The sequence below is a fragment of the Micrococcus sp. 093350064-1 genome, assembly GCF_053627955.1.
The window spans coordinates 83,784-105,670 of the sequence record NZ_JBSEYU010000007.1; the positions used below are offsets into that span (position 1 = coordinate 83,784).

A 21,887-nucleotide genomic window follows, 5' to 3' on the forward strand; every position below is an offset into this window, starting at 1 on the left:
CATCGTGTCCGCGGCTACTGTCTAGGGTGACCGCATGGTGACCTTCGCGCCGGACCGCGCCTCCTTCATGCTCAGCCCCTCGGACATCACCGCCGCCGCGACGTGCACGTACGGGTGGCTGCGCGGGACGGTGGACCCCGCGCTCGGGCGCGCCCCGCGGATCGGCGTGGCGGACGCGTTCCTGGAGCGGGTCTCCCGCCTCGGGGACGAGCACGAGTCCCGCGTGCTCGCGCAACTCGAGGCGGAGCACGGCGCGGACCAGGTGGTCCGGCTCGCCCGCCCGGAGCGCTACACGCCCGAGGGCGTGCGGGCCGCCCGGGAGCGCACCGCGGCGGCGTTGGCCGCGCGTCCCGCCGTCGTGTTCCAGGGGATGCTGCACGACGGCGCGTTCGGCGGCCTGGCCGACTTCCTCGTGCTCCGCACGGACGAGGAGCACCCCGAGGGCGCGTACGAGGTGGTGGACACGAAGCTGGCCCGGCATGCGCGCGTGACGGCGCTGCTGCAGATCGCCGCGTACGCAGACCTGCTGGACGGCATGGGCGTGCCGCGGGCGCGGCAGGGCAGCCTGTGGCTCGGGGACGGTTCCCGGCACGTCGCGGACCTGGACGAGGTGATCCCGGTGTACCGGCACCAGCGCGCCCGACTGGAGGCGCTGCTGCAGGGTCACGTGGCCGCCGGGGAGCCTGCCCGCTGGGGCGACGACCGCCTGAGCGTCTGCGGCGCATGCGAGGCGTGCGAGGAGGCCGTCGCCGAGCACCGGGACGTGCTGCTCACGGCGGGGGCCACGCGGTTGCAGCGCACCCGGCTGCGCGAGGCCGGCATCACGACCATCGAGCAGCTCGCGGCGTCCGTCGCACCGCCGGAGGGCATGGCCCGCCGCACGTGGGAGGCGCTGCGGGAGCAGGCGGCGATCCAGCTGGAGCCGGCCGGGGCGGACGGGCTGCCGCCGCATCGGATCGTGGACCCGCGCGCCGTGGCGGGGCTGCCGGCGCCGGACGCCGGAGACGTCTTCTTCGACTTCGAGGGGGACCCGCTGTGGGTCTCCGCGGACGGGAGCATGGAGGGCCTCGAGTACCTGTGGGGCTGGGTCGAGGCGCCGGGTGGGGACACCGCGCGCACCGCCTCGGCCGACTTCCGGTTCACGGGTCTGTGGGCGGACACCCGTGCCGCCGAGCGGGCGGCGCTCGAGCAGTTCGTGGCGTTCGTGGAGGCGCGACGCGCGGCCCACTCGGGGATGCGGATCTACCACTACGCCGCGTACGAGGTCACCACGCTGAAACGCCTGACCGTGCGCCACGGCGTGGGCGAGCGCGAGCTGGACGACTGGCTGCGCGCGGGGCTGTTCGTGGACCTCTACTCCACGGTCCGCGCCGCCCTGCGGGCCGGTGTGCCGAGCTACTCCATCAAGAAGCTGGAGCCCCTCTACATGGGGGCGGAGCACCGGGCGGAGGACGGCGTCACGACGGCGGCGGACAGCGTCACCGAGTACCACCGGTACGTCGCCGCGATGGAGGCCGGGGACACCGAGGTCGCGAGGGCGATCCGCGCCGACATCGAGGACTACAACCGGTACGACTGCGTCTCCACGGCGCGGCTGCGGGACTGGCTGCTGGCGCAGGTCGAGCCCGAGGAGGCGGCCGTCGCGGACCGTCCCGCCGACGACGCCGCGAGCGAGAACGAACCGCTGGTCGAGGCCGCGCCGTCGCTCCAGGAGCAGGACGCGGCCCTCGCCGCCTCGCTGCAGGCGCTGGCGGGCGTCGAGAGGGACGAGGCGGGCGGGACGGGGGCCCCGGAGGCGGAGCTCGACGGCGGGCGGCGCGGTATCGCCCTGCTGGCCGCGGGCCTGGGCTACTTCGCCAGGGAGAACAAGCCGTTGTGGTGGGCCATGTTCGATCGGGCCGTGTCCGCCCCGGACGAGTGGCAGGAGCCGCGCGCGAACCTGGTGTTCGACACCGTCGAGTCGGTGGGTGCGTGGGAACGCCCCACCCCGCGGAGCAACCCCGCCCGGACGCTGACCGTGACCGGGCGCCTCGAGCCGGGCACCGAGGTCCGGCCGCGTCGGAACAGCCAGGAGAGGTTCAAGCTCAACGCCCTGTACGAGCAGCCGCCGCGCTGGGCGGAGCTGGCCCCCAACGCCGTCCGCTGGCAGAGCCGATCGCCCGTGGACGTGACCGCGGTGGAGGAGATCGCACCGGGCCGGTTCCGCGTCAGCCTGCTGCAGCGCCTCAGCGCCAAGTACGAGCCGGAACCGCACGCGGAGGTGCCCATGGCGGTGTTCCACCTCAACTATGTCCGGCCCGGTGGCCTCCTCGAACGCATCCGGGAGCAGGCCGCCGAGGCCGCCCGCCGCGGCCGGCTGCCGGACGGAGCGATGTTCGACATCCTGGCGCGCCGTGGCCCGCGCACCACGGGCCGGACCCTCGCCGCGATCGGGGCGGACGTACGAGACGGCCGGCGGGACGGCGTCGGCGGCCTGGTCGAGGCGGTCGAGTCCGCACGCGGCTCCTACGTGGCCGTGCAGGGCCCTCCCGGCACCGGCAAGACGTACGTGGGCAGCCGCGCGGTGAAGGAACTCCTGGACCGGGGCTGGACGGTCGGCGTCACCGCCCAGTCCCACGCGGTGGTGGAGAACTTCCTCGACCAGCTGATCGGCGTCGGTGTGGACCCCGACCGCGTGGGCAAGGAGCCCAAGGACCCGGACGGACCGCACCGCTGGACGTCCCTGGGCCCATCGGAGGTCCATGCCTTCCTGGCACCGGGCCGGGTCCTGGGCGGCACCGCGTGGACCTTCGCGAACGCCGCGGCCCAGCCGGTCGACCTCCTGGTGGTGGACGAGGCCGGGCAGCTCTCCCTCGCGCACCTCCTGGGCGCGAGCGCCCTGGCCGAGACGGTGCTGCTGCTGGGTGACCCGCAGCAGCTCCCCCAGGTCAGCAAGGGCGAGCACCCCCAGCCCATCGGCGACGCGGCCCTGACCTGGATCGCGGAGGGTGCCCCCGTGCTCCGCCCCGATCGCGGCTTCTTCTTGGACACCTCGTGGCGCATGCACTCGGCGCTCACCCGCGCGGTCTCCGAGCTCTCCTACGCCGGCCGGCTCGGCGCGCGGGAGGAGGTCACGGACGCCCGCCGGCTCGACGGCGTGGAGCCCGGGCTGCACCCGTGGCCGGTCTCCCACACGGGCAACGCGGTGTCCTCGCCGGAGGAGGCCGCGGCCGTCGTCGAGATCATCCGGTCACTGCTCGGCCGCACCTGGTCCACCGGCCCGGACGATCCCGGCCGGCCGCTCGAGCCGTCCGACGTGATCGTGGTGGCCCCGTACAACGCGCAGGTCGCCACGGTCCGGGAGGCGCTCGACGCCGCCGGTCTCGAGGGCACCGCCGTCGGCACCGTGGACAAGTTCCAGGGCCGGGAGGCCGCCGTCGCGATCCTGACGATGGCCGCGTCCTCACCGCAGGAGGTGCCGCGCGGGCTGGACTTCCTCCTGAACCGGAACCGGCTCAACGTGTCGATCTCGCGCGGACAGTGGGCCGCCTACCTCGTCCACTCCCCCGCCCTCGCGGACGCGCTGCCCACCAGCCCCGAGGACCTGCCGATGATCGGCGCGTTCCTGCGGCTCGTGCACCGCTGACTCAGTCGGTGGTCCCCTGGCGCAGCAGGAACCGCTGCAGCTTGCCGGAGGGGGTCTTGGGCAGCTGGTCCACGAAGTGCACCCGGCGCGGGTAGGCGTGCTTGGAGTACTCGTCGCGGACCTTCGCCTGCAGGTCGGCCGCCAGGGCGTCCGGGTCCGCGACGGCCCCGGCGGGCACCACGAACGCCACGACCTCCTCGCCGCGCACCCCCTCCGGGTCCGGCAGGCCGACGACGGCGACCTCCTGCACCCGCGGGTGGTCGATGAGCACGGACTCCACGTCGAACGGGCCGATCCGGTACCCGGCGGCGAGGATCACGTCGTCGTCCCGGGAGGAGAAGAAGAACCAGCCGTCGTCGTCCTGCCGGGCGGTGTCCCCGGTCAGGTACCAGCGCCCGTCCGGGGTGAAACGCTCAGCGGTCTTCTCCGGCTCCCCGAGGTAGCCGGGGAACCAGAACAGGGGCGAGGCCGCGTCGATCGCGATCTGCCCGTCCCGGATCTCGGCGGCGACCCCCGGCAGGGGCACACCCATCGAACCCGGGCGGGGCGGCGCGGCCAGCTCGGGGTGCGCAGGGGTGCAGATGACCATGCCCAGCTCGGTCTGGCCGTAGTGGTCGCGGATCTCCGTGCCGAGGGCCGACCGGCCCCACTCGAGCACGGACGGCGGCAGCGGCTCCCCCGCCGTGGACACGCGCCGCAGCCGCAGCGGGGCGTCCTCGGTGACCTCCCCGGCCTTGGCCAGCGCGCGGAACATCGTGGGGGCGCCGGCGAGGTTCGTGACGCCCTGCGAGCGGATCACCTCGACCATGGTCGCCGGGGAGAAGGCGCCGCGGTACTGCACCGAGGTCGCCCCGAGCACCAGCGTGCCGACGATCCCGTAGTACAGCCCGTACGCCCAGCCGTGGTCGGCCGCGTTCCAGAACAGGTCCTCGGGGCGCAGGTCCACCGCGCACGTGAGGTAGACGGCGAACGCGGCGGCCGCGCGCAGCGGCACGGGCACCCCCTTGGGGCGGCCGGTGGTGCCGGAGGTGAACAGCAGGGCGATCGGCCCGTCCCCGCCGACGGCGACGTCCTCGGCCAGCGGCGCGGAGTCCGCGAGCGCGTCCCACTCCGGGCCGGTGCGGATGATCTCGATGCCCGGGATGTCCGTGAGCTTCTCGGCCTGGCGGGGCTCGGCGACGACGAGCCGCGCCGCCGCGCCCTCGATGCGCATCCGCGCGGCGCCCGCGGCGAACGCGGTGAACAGCGGCACGTGCACGGCGCCGAGCCGCCACAGGGCCAGCAGCGTGATGACGAGCTCCTCCCGTTTGGACATCATCACGGGGACCCGGTCGCCGCGCGTGACGCCGCGGGCGGCGAGGCCGGTGGCGAGGCGGCGGGAGCGGTCGGCCAGCTCGCCGAAGGTGAGGTCGACGGCGGACATGTCCTCCGCCACGAACCGGAACGCCACGGCGTCGGCCGGCCAGCGGTCGCAGAGCAGGTGGGCGGCGCAGGCGTCCGGGGTCTCGACGTCGGCGACCCACCCGGCCATCAGCCGGTCGATCGTCCCGGCCTCGTGGGCCTGCCCGGTCCGTTCCGTCATCTCGGTCTCCTCATCCCTCTCGGCATGCCGACGCCGGGCGACGGCGACGTCAGCCACGGTAGGTCCACCGCGCCCCGGGCCACCGGGCGCGTCCGCATGTTGCACTCGATGTTGCACTCGCCACCCCGTCGCGGTCGAGGACGGACCCGGTCGCCGCCTTCGTCGGGCGTCCGCGGCGCCTGCCAGAATGGGGGCCATGACCTCGCAGCCCGCGCCCGCGTCCACCGCCCACCGCCGTTCCCTCGCCGAGGCCGGCATCGCCCTCGGCCCCCTGGACGGCCGCTACCGTGCGGCGGTGGAGCCGCTCGTGGAGCACCTGTCCGAGGCGGCGCTGAACCGCAACCGCATCCACGTGGAGGTCGAGTGGTTCATCCACCTGGCCGAGCACCGCGTGCTGCCGGGTCTCGAGCCGCTCACGGCCGAGCAGCAGGCGGGGCTGCGGGCGATCGTCACGGACTTCGACGCGGAGTCCGTGGCCGAGCTGGCGGCCACCGAGAAGGTCACGGTGCACGACGTGAAGGCCGTCGAGTACTTCATCGCCGACCGCCTCGAGGGGCTGGGCCTGGGCCGGTTGAAGCCGCTCGTGCACTTCGCGTGCACCTCCGAGGACATCAACAACCTCGCCTACGCGGTGGGTGTGCGCGACGCCGTCGAGCAGGTCTGGCTGCCGGCCGCCCGCGCCGCCGTGGCCACCGTCTCCGCGATGGCCGCCGAGGCCGCCGAGACCCCCATGCTCTCCCGCACGCACGGCCAGCCGGCCACGCCCACCACGCTGGGCAAGGAGATGGCCGTGTTCGTGCACCGTCTGACCCGCCAGACCCGGCGCATCGCCGCCCAGGAGTACCTGGGCAAGATCAACGGCGCCACCGGCACCTACGCCGCCCACCTCGCCGCCGCCCCGGACGCGGACTGGCCGGCCCTCTCCCGCTCCTTCGTGGAGCACCTCGGCCTCACCTGGAACCCGCTGACCACCCAGATCGAGTCCCACGACTGGCAGGCGGAGCTGTACGCCGACGTCGCGCGCTTCAACCGGATCCTCCACGGCTTCTGCGTGGACGTGTGGAGCTACATCTCCATCGGCTACTTCGCGCAGATCCCCGTGGCCGGCGCGACCGGCTCCTCCACCATGCCGCACAAGGTGAACCCGATCCGCTTCGAGAACGCGGAAGCCAACCTCGAGCTCTCCTGCGCCCTGCTCGACTCGCTGGGCGCCACCCTCGTGGAGTCCCGCTGGCAGCGCGACCTCACGGACTCGACGTCGCAGCGCAACATCGGCGTGGCCCTCGGCCACTCGGTGCTCGCCCTGACCAACGTCACCAAGGGCATGGGCCAGCTCCAGGTGGCCGAGCCCGTGCTGGCCGAGGACCTCGACACGAACTGGGAAGTGCTCGGCGAGGCCGTCCAGACCGTCATGCGCGCCGAGGCGATCGCCGGCGTGCCGGGCATGGACAACCCCTACGAGCGCCTCAAGGAGCTCACCCGCGGCCAGCGCGTGGACGCCGCCCGCATGCGCGAGTTCGTGCAGGGCCTGGGCCTGTCCGAGGGCGCCGAGGCCCGCCTGCTGGAGCTGACCCCGGCCGGGTACATCGGCGTGGCGTCGGAGCTGGCCAAGGAGTTCGGGCCGGCGCAGGACTGACCCGGGACCGCCTGACGGGGGACGATGGGCGGATGCCGCTTCCGTCTTTCCCCGTGTGGCTGCTGTCCACCACCCCCAAGGACCCCGCCGAACTCGAACGGGACGTGCCCGAGCCGATCAACGCGCACGGCGAGCTCGCCGACGCGATCACCGCGGCGATCACCGCCGTGGACCTCGTGGGCGTGTTCTTCTTCGCGATCTCGGGTGCCGTGCTCGCCGTGCGCAAGGGCTACGACATCGTCGGCTCCCTGCTGCTGGCCCTCATGGTGGGCACGGGCGGCGGTGTCGTCCGGGACCTCGTGGTCGGCCGGGACGTGCCCGCGGCCTTCGACAACCCCTGGTACCTGATCCTGCCGGCGGTCGCGTCGCTGGCGGTGTTCCTCCGGATCTTCGACGGCGAGCGCGGCCACCACGCCGTCATGGCCTTCGACGCCATCGGCCTGGCCGTGTACTGCGTGGTGGGCACGCGCATCGCCCTGCTCGCCGGCCTGAGCCCGGTCGCCGCCGCGGTGCTGGGCCTGGTGACCGCCGTCGGCGGCGGCATCCTGCGCGACGTCGTCGCCGGGGAACCGCCCGCCGTGTTCGGCGGGCGCGGCTGGTACGCGCTGCCGGCCATCCTCGGCGCGGGCACGACGGCGGCCCTCGGCCAGGCGGAGCTCCTCGGCCCGCTGACCTCGGCGGCGGTGATGGTGCTCGTGCTCGTGCTGCGCGTGGTGTCGCTGCGCAGGGAGTGGCTCGCCCCGGGGGCCGAGATCTCGGGGGAGACCCAGCGCCAGCGCCTGGATCCGCACGACGAGCCGCCCGTGCCGGACATCCGCGACCGCAAGGGCCGGGACGGGCCGCCCGCCGACCCCGGCGAGGACGGCCCCCCGGCGAACGAGGAGACGCCCGGAGCCGGCGAAGATGTCACACCTCGGGGGACACCCGGGTGAACAAACGAGCCACTGCGCGGGCCGCACGGGACAATGGCCGGTGAATCCCCGGACCCGATGGAAGGAGCCGCCGTGGACGTGCAGCAGTTCTTCGCCACCCTCACCGACGTCCCGTGGCTGCTCACGACCCTGGACCTGATCGGGATCTTCTTCTTCGCCACCTCGGGGGCGCTGCTGGCGGCGCGCAAGCAGTTCGACCTGGTGGGCTCGCTGGCGCTGTCCCTGCTGGCCGGGCTGGGCGGCGGCTTCACCCGGGACATCCTGCTGGACCGCGGTCTGCCCGCGTCCCTGGAGAACCCGGTCTACCTGGCCCCGCCCGTGCTGGTGTCCCTGCTCGTGTACGTCAAGGTGATCCACCCGAATCGGCTGAACCTGACCATCACCGTGTTCGACGCCGCCGGGCTCGCCCTGTTCACGGTGTCCGGCGTGCTGCTGGCGCACTCGATGGGCGTGCACCCGGTGTCCACGGTGGTGATCGCGATGGTCACGGCGCTGGGCGGCGGCGTGCTGCGGGACATCGTCGCCAACGAGGTCCCGTCCATCTTCGACCCCCGCGGCGTCTACGTGCTCCCCACGTTCCTGGGCGCGGTGCTGGCGACCGTGGTGGCGATGAACGGCGCGCTCAACGCGTTCACGGGCTTCCTCATCGCGTTCCTGATCTTCGCGGTGCGGATGATCGCCTACCGCTACCAGTGGCGGTTCTTCGGCGCGGAGATCTCCCAGGACAAGGAGTCCCTCGAACGTCTGCGGCGCCTGGCCACGCAGGCGCAGGAGGCGGCCGCGCGCCGGGTGGAGCGCACCCTCGAGCGCCGGCTGCGCTCCCCCGGCGCCCCCGCCTTCCCCGACGACGACGCGGACGGGTCCTACGGACCGCGGCAGGAGTACGAGGACCAGGTGCGGGTGGACGACTACGACCCGCAGACCCAGACGATCACCGTCGTCGACCCCGCCTCACACCAGCAGGTGCGCCTGGACCGCGGCACCGGCGTCATGGACGTCACCGACCTGCGCACCGGGCGCACGCGCAGCTTCGACGACCCCGAGCACGACTGGATCGCGGACGACCCGGAGGACCCGAGGGACTGAGGGATGCGGGGGCCCGACGCCGGGCCGGGGCCACGCGCCCCGCGGACAGGTCTATGCTGAGAGTCCATGACCGGCACGCATGAGACCGCCCGCCCCGCCAGCACCACCACGGAGGCCGCGGCCTCCGGCCCCCTCCACCGCGTCGGGTTCGACCGCGCGAAGTACATCGAGCTCCAGTCCAAGCACATCCAGGAACGCCGGCGCCAGATCGGCGGGAAGCTGTACCTGGAGATGGGCGGCAAGCTCTTCGACGACCTGCACGCCTCCCGCGTCCTGCCCGGCTTCACCCCGGACAACAAGATCGCGATGCTCGACCGCATCAAGGACGAGACCGAGATCCTGGTGTGCTTCAACGCCAAGGACCTCGAGCGGAACAAGGTCCGCGCGGACCTGGGCATCACGTACGAGGACGACGTCCTGCGCCTCGTGGACGTGTTCCGGGAGCGCGGGTTCCTGGTGGAGCACGTGGTGGTCACGCAGCTGGAGGACGCCAACCACCGCGCGCTGGCGTTCCTCGAGAAGCTCGAGCGCCTCGGCCTGAAGGTGGCCCGCCACCGCGTGATCCCCGGCTACCCGCACGCCATGTCCACGATCGTCTCGGAGCAGGGCTTCGGCGCCAACGAGTGGTCCGAGACCACGCGGGACCTCGTCGTCGTGACGGCCCCCGGCCCGGGCTCCGGCAAGCTGGCGACGTGCCTGAGCCAGGTGTACAACGATCGGCAGCGGGGCATCCCGGCCGGCTACGCGAAGTTCGAGACGTTCCCCATCTGGAACCTGCCGCTCGAGCACCCGGTGAACGCCGCCTACGAGGCCGCCACCGTGGACCTGGACGACATCAACCTGATCGACCCGTTCCACCTGGCCGAGTACGGCGAGCGGGTGACGAGCTACAACCGCGACGTCGAGGTGTTCCCGCTGCTGTCCGCGCTGCTGGAGAAGGTCACGGGCACCACCCCGTACAAGTCCCCCACGGACATGGGCGTGAACATGGCCGGCGCGGCGATCGTGGACGACGAGGTGTGCCAGGAGGCCGCTAAGCAGGAGATCATCCGGCGCTACTACAAGGCCCAGGTCAACGAGGCGCTGGAGGGCACGGACGACACCGAGTCCGAGCGCGTGGCCCTGGTGATGTCCAAGCTGGGCCTGAGCTCGGAGGACCGCCCGGTGGTGGGTGCCGCGCAGTTGGTGGCCGAGCGCACCGGCGAGCCCGGCGCGGCCGTGCAGCTGGCGGACGGCACCCTGGTGACCGGCAAGACCTCGGAGCTGCTGGGCTGCTCCGCCGCGGTGCTGCTCAACGCCCTCAAGGTGCTGGCCGGCATCGAGGACGACGTGCACCTGCTCTCCCCCGCCTCGATCGAACCGATCCAGACGCTCAAGACCGTGCACCTGGGCTCCAAGAACCCGCGGCTGCACACGGACGAGGTGCTGATCGCGCTGTCCGTGTCCGCGGCGACCGACGAGAACGCGAAGGCGGCCGTCGAGCAGCTGGCCAGCCTCGAGGGCTGCGACGTGCACACGACGACGATCCTCGGCTCCGTGGACGAGGGCATCTTCCGGTCCCTGGGGATGCTCGTGACGAGCGAGCCGAAGTTCCAGAAGAAGGGGCTGTACCGGAAGCGGTGAGCGGGGCGGTTCTTGCGACGAGCCTTGCGATATGGCCCCTTCCGGGGCGTTTTAGGGGCCATATCGCAGGGCTCATCGTCCCGTGAAGGCAGACCACGACGCCGGCACGCGCCGCCGCCTCACTCCCCCGGCAGTCCCGGCGGCAGCACCGCGCCGCGACGGGTGGCCTGGCGACGCATGAGGCGGGACAGGTCCCCGACGAAGCGGGGCCAGCCGTCGCGTGTGAAGACCTCGCCCGCGACCCAGGTGACGGCCCAGTCGTCGGCTTCGAGGCCACGCCTGCGCGCCCGGTCCCGCTGCCACTGAGCCCGATCCGTACGGTGCTGGTCGCCGTCGAACTCGAGGCACAGCCGCAGTTCCTCCCAGGCCAGGTCCACGCGGACCGTCTCCCCGGAGCTCAAGCGGATCGGGGGATTCACCTGAGGCTCGGGGAATCCCGCCTCGTGGAGCCGATGCCGTAGCCGCGACTCCGGCGGAGAATCCGCGCCCGTGCGCAACAGGTCCAGCACGGCGCGGGCCCGCACGATGCCGCGGACGTTCTTCCGTGCGTGCGCGAGACGCCGCATCTCGTCCACCGTGGTGGCCCGGGCAGGCAGGCGACCGAGACGGCGCGCCTCCGCCCCGTGCGGTGACGGCAGCAGGCTGTCCCCAGCGACCACGAGGTCCTCGACAGAGAGGTGATGGGCGAGGTCCACCCAAGTCCAGGCGGGGGCGGTCAGACGCAGACCCCGGTACTCGATCACAGGTGCGTCCGGCTGGAGCTGGTGCATGACCAGGCCCGACCGACTCGTCCGTCCTCCGTGGCCGCGCTCCTTCGCGAGATGGACCCGCGGATCCTCGAGCAGCCGGCCCGGGATCCACATCCCCCAGATCCGCGCGGCCGTGGCGTGGGAGAACACCCCCGAGGGGTTCAGCGACTGGACGGCGCGCAGATAGTCCGTCCACGTGGCCTCGACATCCCGGCTCATGCGCAGGCCGTGGCCGATCGCGACCAGGTCCGGTGCGCGGAGCCGGGCGCGGCTCAGGCCGGCCTCCCGACCTTCCGGGACGGTCAGGATCGTAGGAAGCGACGTGGCGAGAGGAGCGAGGGGTCGCGGCATGCGACCACGCTGGTGCTCCGCGTGGGCGATCGGGGCGCGCGGAGTCCGACCTGTGGACCACGGCTGAGGTTTCCGCACCTGTGCAGGAGAGGTGCTCCGCTCGCCTCACTTCGCACCCGCGGCACCCGGGAACGAGCCCTGCGATATGGCCCCTATCAGCGGGTTTTAGGGGCCATATCGCAGGGCTCGTCACCCAGCAGGGGATCTTCGCGTAGCCGGTCTGGGTCAGCCCAGGCGCGTCACGCCGATCGTGTGGTCGGTCGTGAACTCCTCGATGGCCCACTCGCCGTTGAAGCGCCCGAGCCCCGAGTTCCGTGCGCCGCCGAAGGCCACGTGGGCCTCGTCCTGGACGCTCATCTGATTGATGTAGGTCATGCCGGCCTCGGTGCCCTCCGCGAAGCGCAGGCCGCGGTCCAGGTCCTGGGTGAACACGGAGGAGGACAGCCCGAACTCGTGGTCGTTGGCCAGCTCCAGCGCGTGCTGCTCGTCGCGTGCCTGGAGCACCACGGTCATGGGCCCGAAGATCTCCTCGCGGGTGATCTCCATGTCCGGCGTCGCGTCCACCCAGATGAAGGGGGGCACCACGCGGCCGGTGATCTCGCCGCCCACGAGGGCGCGGGCGCCGTCGGCCTCGGCGCTGGCGATCTTCTTCTTGAGCGTCTCCAGCTGGGTGTCGTTGATGACCGGGCCCACGAGCACGCCCTCCGCGTCGGGGTCGCCCACCTTGAGACCGCGCACGGCGGCCTCGTACTTGGGGAGGAACTCGTCGTAGACCTTCTCGTCCACGATCACGCGCTGCACGGACATGCAGATCTGGCCGGAGTGGAGGTAGCCGCCCTGCACGGCCTGGTCGACGGCGGCGTCGAGGTCCGCGTCGTCCAGCACCACGAGCGGCGCGTTGCCGCCCAGCTCGAGCGCGACCTTCTTCAGGGTGTCCCCCGAGACAGCGTTGGCGCCGACCTGCTTGCCCACCGGAGTCGAGCCCGTGAAGGAGATCAGGCGCGGCACGGGGTGCTTGACGAAGGCGTCGCCGATCTCGGAGCCGGCGCCCACCACCACGGACAGCACGCCCGCGGGCAGGCCAGCCTCCTCGAACACGCGCGCGAGCAGGGTGCCGCCAGTCACCGGGGTGTCCGAGGCGGGCTTGAGCACGACGGCGTTGCCCAGCGCCAGCGCCGGGGCCACGGAGCGCTGAGACAGGTGGAGCGGGAAGTTCCACGGGGAGATCACGCCGACGACGCCGATCGGCTTGCGGTACACGCGCATCTCGCGGTTCGGGACGTTGGAGGGGTGGATGGTGCCGTGCACGCGGGTGGGGAACGTGGCGGCCTCGTACGTGATGGCGATGGCCGAGCCGATCTCCGCGGCGGCCTTGATGCGCGTGGAGCCGGACTCCTTCACAAGCCAGTCCGCGATCTCCTCGCGGCACTCCTCCATGATCGCGGCGGCGCGGCGCAGGACGGCGGAGCGCTCGCCGGGCCCGGTGGCGGCCCACGCCTTCTGGGCCTCGGCGGCGGCGCGGTAGGCCTCGTCGAGGTCCTCCGCGGTGGCGAGGGCGAACTCGGCGACGACGTCGTCGGTGTAGGGGTTGATGTCCGACGCGCGGTCACCGGAGGCGCCGTCGCGCCACTGGCCGGCGATGAACTGCTGGTCCACACGGGTGTCGTGGAACGTGGCGGGGGTGGAGGTCGTGGGGGTCATGAGGTGCTCCTCTCTCAACGGGGAGTTCGGGACTGGAACACCCAGTTCACCCGCATGGGTGGGGGGCTTGGCGAGACCTTGGGGCCACTGAGGAGAGAAGGGACAAGCTCGAGCCCCCGGGTGCCGTCACCGCAACGGGCTCTCCCCGACGCATCTTCGTCGCCGTCATGGTTGCTCCCCATCCCCGGCACGTCACAGCCCGCGGACCATCACGACGGCCGAGCCGCATCAGGCGACATCGGCAACGGTGGCCTCCCGGAAGCGCTCGTATGCCCACGCGAGATTCTCACGGGATGGGCGGTCCGCCCGCCGCGTGGGCAGCTTCATGAGTTTTCGCCCGTGGAGGTCCTGAAGTCCGTGCCGCAGCATCGGCCCATCTACCTCGTCCAAGAGATCTTGTCGGATCTCCACGGTGAAGTCAGGTGTGATGCCCAAGAAGTGATTGTCGAAAGCACCGTGGTGGATCCTGCACATGGCAAGGCCATTGACAACGGTCGGCAGACCATGCACCTCACGATCCGGAACAATGTGAGCAGCGTCCAGCAATTCCGGATGCGCAAAATTGCAGACCGCGCAGTGGTTGTCGTAGGCGGCCAGCACGGTGGAACGGAAATGCGGCTGGTGAACGCGGATCTTGACCTCCCGCCTCAGATACCGCTTGAGAGACGCCTCCAGAACAGACTCATGCATGAGTTCCGGCGAATAGTCCTCCGGCTCCATCGGCGCAAAGACGATTTGGTGTCGTTCATCCTCGCGTCCTACAACGTAGACCGGGGCCACCACTTGAAACCGTGCTGGACTCATGCCCACGCCGACGAACCAGATCAGCGGGAGGCCGCGCTCGTATGCCCGGAAGAGCCCCTGGTTCGCTGGGAGACGGGGATTCGTGCCCTGCCACTTGTAGCGCATGAGGCCGTCGTCGCCGATTTCATCCTCGTAGGGACGGGCATGACCCTTCGGGCGATACACCGTGTAAAAGGAAAGCGCGGCATCAAACCCTGCCGGCTTGCGGATTCCGTTCTGCGTGGAGATCAGCGGGAACGGCTCCCCGTTCCACCGGAAGTCACCGATGTCCTCCCGGGTGAGCGGTACCTGGCCATCGAGCGAACGCATCTTCAGCCACTCAATGGCAGCGTCACGCAGCCCTATCGGTTCACTCATGGGGGTCCTTGCTCGCGAGCGCCTCAGACGCGGACGCCGTCTATGTCGCACCGTACCAAGCACGGCCCCGCATCGGGCTTGGCCGCACCGGGCCGCGCCGACCTCTCGGCCGCCGGGTACACGGCGTAGGAGGGGGTCGCGCCGCCGAGGATGGCGTCGGGCTCGCGCAGGGCATGCCGGGTCGGCAGCCCGGCCGCGGCGCCGGGCGAGGCAGGTTCAGGCCGATAGTGAGGACGGAGACGCCGTCCAGCGCAGAGCTGAGGTCCATGGCCCATGGTGGGCACGGGGCGTGGCGCGTCGGGCTCGCGGGCCTGGCTGTGATGTGCATCTTTCTGGGTGTTGGGTCGCGGCGCCTGTTCTCAGTGGTACTCCGCCCACACCCGCCTCGCCTCACCGTCCACGGTCATCACGCCGCCGTGCGGCAGCACCCACTGCGGCCGCGTGTGGCCGAACGGCACGCCCACGCACACCACCGCGTCCGGGTTGTAGCGCCCGACCACCTCCAACACCACATCGGCCTGCTCCGCGCGCCGCCGCGCCCGCTCCTCCGCACCCCGCGGCGCCTCGAAGGAGCTCGTCGGCGGGCGGGCCGCCAGCACGGCGTCCACGGCGCCGAGCACGCCGCGCTCCCCCAGGATCCGCAGCAGCCGCCGCACCTCGCCGGCGCTCGGCAGCTCCTCGCTGGTCTCGATGAACAGCACACCGCCCTCGAGCACCGCCGTGTCCGCAGGCCCGCGGCCGGCCGCCATCACCCACGGCAGCACCTCCAGGCACCCGCCCCACGTCCGGCCGGTCACCGCGCGCTGCGGCCCGGCCCAGCGCCAGGGCGAGGCGCCCGCGCCGGGCGCGCCGCCGTCGTCGTCATGGGGGCCCGGCACCGGCTCGCGGGTCCCGAACTCGGTGAGCGCCCGCGGGTCCAGCCAGTCGACGCCGTGATCCTCCGACTCCCCCGGCTCCGTGATCTCCAGCCGCCCTCCCGTCAGCAGGGCGGCCCGCAGGGACGCGGCGTGCACCTCATCCACAGCCGGCCCCGGCCCCAGGTGCACCTGGGTGGAGCCGCCGTAGAAGCTCGCCATGCCGTTCGCCCACAGCCACTGGTGCAGGTTGGTGTTGTCGCTGTAACCGAGGAACGGCTTGGGGTCCGCGCACACTGTGTCCGCGTCCAGGTGGCCGATCACAGTGATCTGGTCCTCCCCGCCCACCGTGGCGATCACCGCCCGGATCTGCGGGTCCGCGAACGCCGCGTTCAGGTCCCGCGCCCGGACCGCCACACGCCCCTCACCCCTGACGCAGCTCGCGGCGCAGGATCTTGCCCGTGGCGTTCTTGGGCAGCCCGTCCAGGACGGTCACCTCCCGTGGCTGCTTGTAGCGGGCCAGCCGCTCGGCCGCGAACGCCTGGAGCTCCTCCCCCGTGACGGCGCTGCCCGGGGCCAGCGAGACGAAGGCGGCGATCTCCTCGCCCAGCCGCTCGTCCGGCACACCCACCACGGCGGCCTCGACCACGTCCGGGTGCTCATAGAGGATCTCCTCCACCTCGCGGGGGTACACGTTCATGCCGCCGCGGATGATCACGTCCTTGAGCCGGTCCACGATCATCACGTACCCGGCCTCGTCCCGCCGGGCGATGTCCCCGGTGCGGAACCAGCCGTCCTGGTCGAACGCCGCCGCCGTGTCCTCCGGGGGGCCCCAGTAGCCGGCCATGATGCCCTCGCCCCGGATGCGCAGCTCCCCGGAGGTCGCGAGGTCCTCCTCGGGCACCTCGATGCCGTCCATCGCGACGATCCGGAACTCGAAGCCGTCCATCGGCCGGCCCACGGTGCCCGGGCGGGTCGGCGCGTCCACGGGGTTGAAGAAGCACGCACCCGCGTTCTCGGACAGCCCGTAGCCCTCCAACACGGGCACGCCGCACAGCTTCTCCGCCGCGCGCAGCGTCTCCACCGGCAGGCTGGCACCGCCGGAGAGGGGCATGCGCAGCCGCGAGAAGTCCGCCGGCTCGAACCGCGGCATCAGGGACAGGGTGGACCCGGCGAACACGGCGCCGTTGAGCACCGCCGAGAGCCCGAACACGTGGAACATGGGCAGCGCCGCGAACACGACGTCGTCCGGGCCGAGCCGGCCCAGGCCGGTCGCCATCGCCATGGCGTTGGAACGCAGGTTCGTGTGCGTCAGTCGGGCACCCTTGGGCCACCCCGTAGTGCCTGAGGTGTAGAGCAGGACGGCGTCGTCGTCGGCGTCCCGCGGGGTGATCTCCGTGACCGGGGCGATGCCCTCGGCGGCGCACTCCCGCCCAACCGCTTCGAGGTCCAGGGTGACCACCTCGACGTCGACGTTCCCGGCCGCCTCGTCCACGGCCGGCAGCCCGGGCATGGCCCAGAGCATGCGCGCCCCGTAGTCCTCGAGGAAGTACTCCAGCTCACGGGCGGTGAACAGCGGGTTGAGCGGCACCATCACCGCGCCCAGACGCATGAGCGCCTCGTAGACCGCCACGAAGGCCGGGACGTTGGGCAGCATCTGGCGCCGGATCGCCGAGACCCAGGAGGACGCCGCCGAGCAGGCGAGCCCGCGGGTGCGACTCGTGGTCGATCCGCCGCGGTGAGCAGGATCGCCTCCGACCGCGAGGGCGTCATGCACCTCGTCCGCCAGGCCGACGACGCCGGCCCGCCCGTTCCGGGAACGCCTGCGGTCGGTATGAGCGCGCCTTTCAAGCTCAGAGCGACCGCACGCGTTCCAGGTCCGCGGGCGCTCACCCCGCCAGCTCACCCGGACGCGCCGTTTCCCGAACGAAAACGCCGGGTGGGGCGTAGCCTGGCCGCCATGACCACCGTGTTCTACGACGACCAGGGCCGCCCCGAGCCGCCCTTCGCCGCGGGCGAGGCCGCCACCCTGCTGGGCTTCCTCGACTTCCTGCGCGCCACGATCGAGTGGAAGACGGCGGACCTGGACACGGCCGCGCTGCACCGCCGGCTGCCGGGCCACCCGTCCGCGATGACGCTCGGCGGCCTGCTCAAGCACCTCGCGTTCGTCGAGTTCTGGTGGTTCGAGGCCGTCGCCCTCGGCGAGCCCACCTCGGCGCCCTGGGTGGGAGCGGACTTCGACGCCGACCCCGACTGGGACTGGCACAGCGCGGCGCAGGACTCCGCGGCGGACCTGCGCGCCCTCTGGCAGGGCCAGGTGGAGCGGTCCCGGCAGATCGTGGTGGACCTGCTCGCGGCGGACGGCGACGACGGCGCCGCGGCCCTGGCCCGCGCCCACCGGATCCGAGAGGGGCGGGACCCGGTCTCGCTGCGGTGGATCCTCACCCACATGATCGAGGAGTACGGCCGCCACGCCGGCCACGCCGACCTGCTGCGCGAGGGGATCGACGGCCAGACCGGCGAGTGAGCCCGCCCCACCCGCAGTCCCGCCTGCGGTCGCACCCGGGTTCATCCCCTCGTCGGATGCCCGGCCCCACGCCGGCTGGGTAGATTCTGTGCCATGGCCTCCCCCTCCCCTGCGTCCGCGCACCCGTCCGCCCCCGAGAGCGGGACGGGCCTGGGGTTCACCGGCGTGGAGGGGATCACCGGGCTCACCGCCACCGAGGTCACCGAGCGGGAGGCCGCGGGCCTGGTCAACGTCCAGTCGCGGGACACGTCCCGCTCGCTGGGGCAGATCCTGCGCGTGCACGTTTTCACGCTGTTCAACCTGGCGATCGCGCTGTGCGCCGTCGTCGTGATCCTGATGGGCCGCTGGCTGGACCTGCTGTTCTCGCTGGCGGCCGTGGCCAACGTGGTGATCGGCGTGGTCCAGGAGTACTCGGCCAAGCGGAAGCTGGACCGGATCGCGCTGCTGCACCAGGACGACGTCGTCGTCATCCGGGACGGGGCGCGCGTGCCCCTGCCGATGGCGCAGATCGTGCGGGACGACGTCGTGGTGCTGCGTCGCGGCGACCAGGTGCCCGTGGACGGCGAGGTCCTCGTCTCGGACGGCCTGGACATGGACGAGGCGCTGCTCACCGGGGAGAACGACCCCGTGCCCAAGTCCCCCGGCGACGCCGTGCTCTCGGGCTCGGCCGTCGTGGCCGGCGCGGGCCTGGTGCGCGCGACGGCGGTGGGCGCGGCCTCGCACGCGGCCCGGCTCAGCGCCGAGGCCCGCCGCTACTCCGCCATCCGCTCGGAGCTGCGCGGCGCCCTGGAGAAGGTGGCCCGCTGGCTGACGATCGCCCTGGTGCCGATCATCGCGGTGATCGTGCACGGCCAGATGACGGCGGTCGGCGGCTGGGCCCTCGCCCTCTCCCAGCCGCGGGAGGCCGCCCTGGAGCCCGCGTTGATCGCGTCCGTGGCGGCGGTGACCAGCATGATCCCGCAGGGCCTGGCGCTCATGACGACCATCGCGTTCGCGGTGGCCGCGCTCAAGCTGGCCCAGCAGGAGGTCCTCATCCAGGAGCAGCCCGCCGTGGAGGTCTTGGCCCGCGTGGACACCGTCTGCCTGGACAAGACCGGCACCCTCACCGAGGGCGGCGTCCGGTTCGACCGGCTCGCCGCGCCCGCCTCGGCGGACGCGTCCCCGGACGCCCACGACGACGGCGCCCCGGCCGAGGTCGGCGACGGGGCTCGGGCCGTGCTCGCCTGGTTCGGCGCAGACCCGGACGTGAACCCCACCGCGGCGGCCCTGCGCGAGCCCTTCACGGCCGTCCCGGCCGTGGACCCCGCGGCCCAGGTGGCGTTCTCCTCCGCACGCCGGTGGTCGGCGGTCGCGTTCGGCCCCGAGGCTGGGGCCGCGGCCGGCACGTGGCTGCTCGGCGCGCCCGAGGCCCTCGTGGACGAGCAGGTCCTCGGCCCCGAGGCCGCCGAGGCCGTCCGCGCCCAGGTCCACGCCGACGCGGACGCCGGCCGCCGCGTGCTGCTGCTGGCCCGCACGGACGAGCCCCTGGTCGGGGACGTGCTGCCCGCCGGAGTCGTCCCGGTCGCCGTCGTGACGTTCCGCGAGAACGTGCGCTCGGACGCCGCCGAGACCCTCGACTACTTCCACGCGCAGGGCGTGCGGACCGTGGTGATCTCCGGGGACAGCCCGCGCACCGTGGCCGCCGTGGCCCGCGAGGTGGGCCTCGAGGTGGCGGGCCAGGCCTACGACGGGCGCACCCTGCCGGACGATCCCGGGGAGCTCGCCGCCGTGATGGCCGAGCACGACGTGTTCGGCCGCGTCAGCCCGGACCAGAAGAAGGCGATGGTGCAGGCGCTGCAGTCGCGCGGGCACGTGGTGGCCATGACCGGCGACGGCGTGAACGACGCCCTGGCCCTGAAGACCGCGGACCTGGGCATCGCCATGGGCAACGCGGCCCCGGCCACCAAGGCGGTGTCCCGGATGGTGCTGCTGGACGGGCGCTTCGACCGCCTGCCGCGCGTGCTCGGCGAGGGCCGCCAGGTGATCGCGAACATGGAGCGGCTCGCCCACATCTACCTGACGAAGACGACGTACGCGCTGCTGTTCGGCGTGGTGTTCTCCCTGTTCGCGTGGCAGTTCCCGCTGCTGCCGCGGCAGGCCTCCACGGTGGACTTCATCATGATCGGCGCGCCCACGTTCTTCCTCGCCCTGCTGCCGAACCCGCGCCGCTATGTGCCCGGCTTCCTGGGGCGGGCGCTGCGGTTCGCGATCCCCTCCGGCGCGGTGATCCTGCTGTCCATGGTGGCCTTGCAGACGTACGTGCGCCTCACCGCCGGCGACGTCGACCTGGCCCGCCAGCAGGCCGCGTTCATGATCACCCTGACCCTGCTGGGCCTGTGGGTGCTCAGCGTGATGTCCCGGCCGCTGAACGCGCGCGTGGCGCTGCTGATCCTGGCGATGTACGCGGTGCTGGCCGCCGTCGTGCTGGTGCCGGCCTCCCGCTGGTACCACCGGATGGAGGTCCCGCCGGCGGACCTGCTCGTGGCCGCGCTGGTGGTCGCCGCGCTCGGGTGCGGACTGATCGAGGTCATCCACCAGGTGCACCGCCGGCACGTGGCGAGGGTGCTGGCCGCCGCGGGGGCCTGAGACCCCTCAGCGGCGGGCGCGACGCACGGCGGCCCGGTAGTCGAGCCACGTCCACACCAGCACGACGACGGCGACCAGCGGGTACGCGACGTCCCACGCGCTGAGCCGCTCCCCGGCCACCACGCCCGGGAGACGGGTGGCCAGGATGATCACCACGAACGCGGTGACCGCCCAGGCCCGCCGGCGGGGCGCGGCGACCCGGTCCTTCTGGAAGCCCGCGGCGTACGACTCCGGGGAGCCGAGCTCCTCGGCCAGCGGGCGCCCGGCCGCGGCCCCGCGTGCCCGCGCGTCACGGACGATCTCGCCCACCCGCGCGTCGGGCAGGTCCTTGCGCAGCCGCAGGACGCCGGCGAGGCGGCGGGCCCAGGCGTCGTCGTCGAGGGCGGCGGGGGGCTCCCCCACGGGCCGGCGGGCCGGCGGGAGCAGCCGGTGCGCGAGCCAGGCGAGGCTCGCGCAGACCGGGGCGACGGCGAGCAGCCAGAACGTGCTCCCGGTGAACAGGCGCGTCTGCGCGTTCACCTCGACGAGCCACCAGGCGAGCACCAGCACGAAGGCCAGGAGTGCGCCGCCGGCCACCAGCGTGGCGGCCAACCGCGGGACGCGGACGAGGAGCCGCTCCCAGAGGGCCATCACCGCCACCCCGGCCAGACCCATGAGCACCGGGGCCAGCAGCAGCCCCCACGTGTAGTCGGTGGTGAGCCCGTCCCGGAGCAGCCAGACCAGGCAGAACAGGACGGCGTTGCCGGCGGCGACCGTGAAGCCGACCACCGGCACATCGCGCCAGGTGGCGTCGGGTGTGGCGGGGTCGGGGTGGGGGCGGGTGGTCATCGGCCGGGTCCTTCCTGTGTGCTCCGTTGCGGATCCCTCCGGCGACCCTACGGCCTGCTCGAGCACGTCTCCGCATCGGGCGCCCTCCCTCGTGCCGGCGTCGGCGTCGCTCTACCGTGGGGCCATGGACTCCACGCTCTTCACCCGTTCGGCCGACCGCGCCGCCCACGACGACGTCAACTTCCGCACCCGCAAGTGGGTCAAGCCGGAGGACCTCAACGCGAACAACACCCTCTTCGGCGGCTCGCTGCTGCGCTGGGTCGACGAGGAGGCGGCCATCTACGCGACCCTGCAGCTGGGCAACCCGCGGTGCGTGACGAAGCTGATCTCGGAGATCAACTTCCTGGCCTCGGCGAAGCAGGGCGACATGATCGAGATGGGCCTGCGCGCCACCGAGTTCGGGCGCACGTCCCTGACCATGCGGGCGAAGGTGCGGAACATCGTGACCGGCGAGATGATCCTGACCATCGACAAGATCGTGTTCGTGTCCCTGGGCGAGGACGGCAAGCCCGCGCCCCACGGCTTCACCGAGATCACCTACGACCGCGACCGTCTGCCCCTGGACAACCCCCTCTGAACCGGCCCGCCCCCAACGCGGGAGGGCCGG

At 72.7% G+C, this 21,887-nt stretch carries 15 protein-coding genes; 8 read left to right on the forward strand and 7 right to left on the reverse strand.

All coding sequences use genetic code 11. The annotated features are described in order from the left end of the window. Positions 1-34: 34 nt before the first annotated feature. Positions 35-3,625 carry a TM0106 family RecB-like putative nuclease gene (locus ACUW6W_RS09120; RefSeq protein WP_454180137.1) on the forward strand — a complete coding sequence of 1,197 codons (3,591 nt, stop codon included), beginning with the start codon at positions 35-37 and terminating at the stop codon, positions 3,623-3,625. A 1-nt stretch (position 3,626) separates the two neighbouring features. On the opposite strand, the gene ACUW6W_RS09125 is transcribed toward ACUW6W_RS09120, so the two are convergent. Beyond that, positions 3,627-5,207: an AMP-binding protein gene (locus tag ACUW6W_RS09125; protein ID WP_363932604.1), complete on the reverse strand. Its 1,581-nt coding sequence runs from the start codon at positions 5,205-5,207 to the stop codon at positions 3,627-3,629. A 196-nt stretch (positions 5,208-5,403) separates the two neighbouring features. Between ACUW6W_RS09125 and purB the strand changes: the two genes are divergently transcribed. From purB to ACUW6W_RS09145, 4 genes are all read left to right on the forward strand, one after another. Continuing rightward, the gene (purB, locus tag ACUW6W_RS09130) at positions 5,404-6,843 is read left to right on the forward strand and encodes an adenylosuccinate lyase (RefSeq protein ID WP_454180138.1); all 1,440 of its coding nucleotides are present in this window, start codon (positions 5,404-5,406) and stop codon (positions 6,841-6,843) included. Between the two features lie 32 nt (positions 6,844-6,875). Beyond that, a complete protein-coding gene (locus ACUW6W_RS09135; protein ID WP_454180139.1) occupies positions 6,876-7,775 on the forward strand; it encodes a trimeric intracellular cation channel family protein in 900 nt (299 codons plus the stop codon). Positions 7,776-7,847: 72 nt separating this feature from the next. After that, on the forward strand, positions 7,848-8,861 hold the full coding sequence (locus ACUW6W_RS09140; protein ID WP_454180140.1) for a trimeric intracellular cation channel family protein: 1,014 nt from the start codon (positions 7,848-7,850) through the stop codon (positions 8,859-8,861). Between the two features lie 66 nt (positions 8,862-8,927). After that, complete coding sequence (locus tag ACUW6W_RS09145) at positions 8,928-10,484, forward strand: DUF1846 domain-containing protein (RefSeq protein ID WP_363932590.1); 1,557 nt, start codon at positions 8,928-8,930, stop codon at positions 10,482-10,484. A 119-nt stretch (positions 10,485-10,603) separates the two neighbouring features. Here ACUW6W_RS09145 and ACUW6W_RS09150 read toward each other — a convergent pair whose 3' ends face one another. From ACUW6W_RS09150 to ACUW6W_RS09170, 5 genes are all read right to left on the reverse strand, one after another. Continuing rightward, a complete protein-coding gene (locus tag ACUW6W_RS09150; protein WP_336574774.1) occupies positions 10,604-11,584 on the reverse strand; it encodes a hypothetical protein in 981 nt (326 codons plus the stop codon). Between the two features lie 225 nt (positions 11,585-11,809). Beyond that, on the reverse strand, positions 11,810-13,285 hold the full coding sequence (locus ACUW6W_RS09155) for an aldehyde dehydrogenase family protein (RefSeq protein WP_230260117.1): 1,476 nt from the start codon (positions 13,283-13,285) through the stop codon (positions 11,810-11,812). 228 nt (positions 13,286-13,513) lie between these two features. Then, entirely contained in the window at positions 13,514-14,446 is a 933-nt protein-coding gene (locus ACUW6W_RS09160; RefSeq protein ID WP_313362574.1) for an HNH endonuclease, read from the reverse strand. Positions 14,447-14,805: 359 nt separating this feature from the next. After that, positions 14,806-15,717, reverse strand: a complete 912-nt coding sequence (locus ACUW6W_RS09165) for an LD-carboxypeptidase (protein WP_336574769.1) — start codon at positions 15,715-15,717, stop codon at positions 14,806-14,808. A 7-nt stretch (positions 15,718-15,724) separates the two neighbouring features. Continuing rightward, the gene (locus ACUW6W_RS09170) at positions 15,725-16,957 is read right to left on the reverse strand and encodes an AMP-binding protein (RefSeq protein ID WP_363932586.1); all 1,233 of its coding nucleotides are present in this window, start codon (positions 16,955-16,957) and stop codon (positions 15,725-15,727) included. Between the two features lie 303 nt (positions 16,958-17,260). Between ACUW6W_RS09170 and ACUW6W_RS09175 the strand changes: the two genes are divergently transcribed. Beyond that, on the forward strand, positions 17,261-17,827 hold the full coding sequence (locus ACUW6W_RS09175; RefSeq protein WP_010080071.1) for a DinB family protein: 567 nt from the start codon (positions 17,261-17,263) through the stop codon (positions 17,825-17,827). Positions 17,828-17,920: 93 nt separating this feature from the next. After that, on the forward strand, positions 17,921-20,452 hold the full coding sequence (locus ACUW6W_RS09180) for an HAD-IC family P-type ATPase (protein ID WP_437367434.1): 2,532 nt from the start codon (positions 17,921-17,923) through the stop codon (positions 20,450-20,452). A 6-nt stretch (positions 20,453-20,458) separates the two neighbouring features. Here ACUW6W_RS09180 and ACUW6W_RS09185 read toward each other — a convergent pair whose 3' ends face one another. Further along, positions 20,459-21,280 carry a hypothetical protein gene (locus tag ACUW6W_RS09185; protein ID WP_454180141.1) on the reverse strand — a complete coding sequence of 274 codons (822 nt, stop codon included), beginning with the start codon at positions 21,278-21,280 and terminating at the stop codon, positions 20,459-20,461. 124 nt (positions 21,281-21,404) lie between these two features. On the opposite strand from ACUW6W_RS09185, the gene ACUW6W_RS09190 reads away from it, so the two are divergent. Next, complete coding sequence (locus ACUW6W_RS09190) at positions 21,405-21,857, forward strand: acyl-CoA thioesterase (RefSeq protein WP_073117263.1); 453 nt, start codon at positions 21,405-21,407, stop codon at positions 21,855-21,857. The last annotated feature ends 30 nt before the right edge of the window (positions 21,858-21,887 follow it).